The organism is Kaarinaea lacus (assembly GCF_975902315.1).
In genome coordinates, this window is the sequence record NZ_CDLKIE010000417.1 from 1 (window position 1) to 3,179 (window position 3,179).

At 42.7% G+C, this 3,179-nt stretch carries 3 protein-coding genes; all 3 read right to left on the reverse strand.

Annotated features, from left to right (window positions below):
• Nucleotides 1-99: 99 nt before the first annotated feature.
• The 3 genes from ACWVCM_RS13190 to ACWVCM_RS13200 all read right to left on the reverse strand — a co-directional run bounded on the left by ACWVCM_RS13190 (nucleotide 100) and on the right by ACWVCM_RS13200 (nucleotide 3,061).
• Nucleotides 100-1,431, reverse strand: coding sequence for an alanine/glycine:cation symporter family protein (locus tag ACWVCM_RS13190; RefSeq protein ID WP_455202225.1), 1,332 nt, complete (start codon nucleotides 1,429-1,431; stop codon nucleotides 100-102).
• Nucleotides 1,432-1,493: 62 nt separating this feature from the next.
• Nucleotides 1,494-2,279: an AMP nucleosidase gene (locus tag ACWVCM_RS13195; RefSeq protein ID WP_455202223.1), complete on the reverse strand. Its 786-nt coding sequence runs from the start codon at nucleotides 2,277-2,279 to the stop codon at nucleotides 1,494-1,496.
• Nucleotides 2,280-2,617: 338 nt separating this feature from the next.
• On the reverse strand, nucleotides 2,618-3,061 hold the full coding sequence (locus ACWVCM_RS13200) for a hypothetical protein (protein ID WP_455202224.1): 444 nt from the start codon (nucleotides 3,059-3,061) through the stop codon (nucleotides 2,618-2,620).
• Nucleotides 3,062-3,179 lie beyond the last annotated feature (118 nt).

The window sequence follows — 3,179 nt, forward strand, 5'->3', positions numbered from 1 at the left end:
ACGCTATTACGCTCAACGTAAGCTACAACAATTTACATTGCAGGTGGATAACATCCGTCCCAGTAAAAATTATAAATTAACAAAACCCTGAAGCACGATTCAGGTATTTTTAAAATGTTCCTGTGTTAACTTAAATACTACAGGACTAAGTAACAACAGGGCTATCAGATTCGGCAACGCCATTAACGCGTTCAATGTATCCGCAATTAACCAAACCTTACTTAACTCAAAAAATGAACCGATGGGTATTGCTGCAATCCATAGCAGGCGAAATGGCATGATGGATTTCGTGCCAAATAAATATTCAACACATCGTTCACCGTAGTAACTCCATCCCAGCAAGGTCGTAAAAGCGAATATCGCCAGACCAAATGTAACAATATACCCACCTACACCGGGCAAACCCGCACTAAAAGCGGCTGTTGACAATCCCGCTCCGTTCTCACCGCCAGTCCATGCACCAGTTGTAACAATCACTAAACCCGTTACGCTACAAACTATAATGGTGTCGATAAACGTACCTAACATGGCAATAGTGCCTTGCCGTACTGGATCACTGGATTTTGCAGCGGCATGTGCAATCGGCGCACTCCCCAGACCAGCTTCGTTAGAAAATATGCCTCTCGCAACTCCCATTTGCAAGGCAATCCAGATAGTTGCACCCGCAAAACCACCCGTTGCTGCAACGGGTGTAAACGCGCTTTTAATAACCAGTGCAATCGCTGCTGGTACATCCGCGATATTAATAAGCAAGATAACAAGACCGCCAGCCATATAGGCAATAGCCATAATTGGAACCAGCTTACCTGCCACCTTTGCAATACGCCTTACGCCTCCCACCAAAACCAGACCGACCATTACTGCCAATGCGATCCCTGTCGCAATTTCCGGTATATTAAACGTAGAGTGCATTGCGTCAGCTACCGAGTTTGCCTGCACAGTATTACCGATACCAAAGCCTGCGATCGCACCAAATACCGCAAAGGCAACAGCCAACCACGCCCATTTCTCTCCCAGTCCATTGCGAATGTAATACATAGGACCACCGACATGATTGCCAAGATCGTCAACCTCACGATACTTAACAGCACACACTGCTTCTGCATACTTGGTAGCCATACCCACCAATGCTGTACACCACATCCAGAATAATGCCCCGGGACCACCGATAAAAATTGCTGTGGCAACACCGGCAATATTACCAGTGCCGATCGTCGCGGATAGCGAAGTCATCAATGCATTAAATGGACTGATATCACCTTCTTCTTCTGACTTACGGCCTTTCCAGAGCCGCTTGAATCCGACGCCTATTTTTAATACCGGCATGAAGCGTAAACCGATCGTCAAAAACAGACCTGTGCCAAGAATTGCAATCAGCATGGGCACGCCCCACACCACACCGTTTAACCAACCTATAGCATCAAATATCATTTCCACGGTTAAAATCCCCTAGTTTTAATAATCAATTAATTTAAACCATTGTTAAATTTTGCTTAGTACTGAAAATGTTTAATCTTTTCGCCCTTGCTGTCGATCTCCGACATCGCTTCAATACCCAGTTGCAAATGAGCTTCACCCCATTTCCTGGTAACATCCTGATCCGATGCTTCCGTTTTAATACCTTCAGGTGTAGTCGGGACATCAGAAACCAGTAACAATGCACCTCGCGCTATTTGATTATGATGCCCAACAATGAAGACTGTTGCCGTTTCCATATCAATAGCGATACAACGCAATTGTTTTAATTTGTCCAGGAATTGTTTATCGTGCTCCCACACCCGGCGATTCGTAGTGTATACAACACCGGTGCGATAATCATATCCATGCTCACGTATCTTTTCCGATACGAATTTATGTAACTTAAAGGAAGGCAGGGCCGGAACTTCCGGCGGAAAATAATCATCACTTGTTCCCTCGCCGCGTATCGCAGCAATGGGCAAAATAAAATGCCCAAGCTCTGATGATTTTTTCAGGCCACCGCACTTCCCTAAAAACAAAACGCCTTTAGGACTGGTTGCGCAAAGCAAATCCATCATCGTCGCCGCATTGGGAGAACCGATACCAAAGTTAATGATAGTTACACCATCGTTATTGGTAGCCGCTTGCATGGGCCGATCCTCACCATGAATATTGCAATTAAACTGACCGGCGAAGCTGCTCACATAATGTTTAAAATTAGTCAGTAATATATAGTCGCCGAAATCATCCAGCGACATACCAGTGTATCGTGGAAGCCAGTTTTTAACGATATCGAGATGCGTGGGAATCTTTTTCGGCATGCAAAGAATTTATTCTTTATTTTACGTTGTGAAACTTCTGAAATAAGCAATTGAAAAGCTTGCTAATTAACCTACTGATAGTTTAGGCCAAATTCGTGCATCGTAAACCATTGATAGTTAAATTAATGGAAAAACTTTGTACTGGTTTGCGTAATTACCGGAATTTGATTCGAACTGGTTTGTTTGCTTAAGTCACAAAGCACACACAATAGATGGGCATTAGGAGTTTTGATGTGCCATTTTAAACTTTCAGTAAAGCATACCCGAACTCACGTTTTTTGAATCTGTGTTCCTCAACGATGTTTTTATAGTGCGCGCATAGCACGCCAAGCCAATACTTAATTTGAACGGCGTCTTCGACGACGACGAGAGGGTTGTATATTGGAATAGTTTCCATCAGGTTGAAAGAAAGCAATCAACCAGTAACTGCCTCCAACCAAAGCACCAGCGATCACAAAAACAAAAAACAACAATGAAACCAAGTGTTCAACATAATAGCTAAACAGCAGCCAACTGGCAAAACCAACGACAGTACCGGCCACCAGATAATGAATCACTGAATACCATTGTTTTTTTTGCAAAGTAAAATAGGCAGCAACACTCAACACCAATGCAATGGCATAAGATAACCAGCTGGCAATATTAATACGTGACTGGATTTCCTGATCTTTGTCCGCATCAGCACCAAAAACGAACACAAAGGTTATATAAACCACTAAGGGGATAATTAACGGACTGGCGACTGCGCCGATAAGTAAACGAATTTTTTGAATATTTTCCATAACCGTAAATCGTAGCGAAATCTTTTTTCTGCTGTAAGGATGAATTTCTATTGATCAATAATCAATCTATCAAAATTCAGAAAACTAACTTTATATTCAGTATGTTATATAGTTTATC

What these genes read in the sequence shown, in the direction of transcription:
- ACWVCM_RS13190 (WP_455202225.1), bottom strand. Translation starts at nt 1,431, where the DNA reads ATGATATTTGATGCTATAGGTTGGTTAAACGGTGTGGTGTGGGGCGTG.
- ACWVCM_RS13195 (WP_455202223.1), bottom strand. Translation starts at nt 2,279, where the DNA reads ATGCCGAAAAAGATTCCCACGCATCTCGATATCGTTAAAAACTGGCTT.
- ACWVCM_RS13200 (WP_455202224.1), bottom strand. Translation starts at nt 3,061, where the DNA reads ATGGAAAATATTCAAAAAATTCGTTTACTTATCGGCGCAGTCGCCAGT.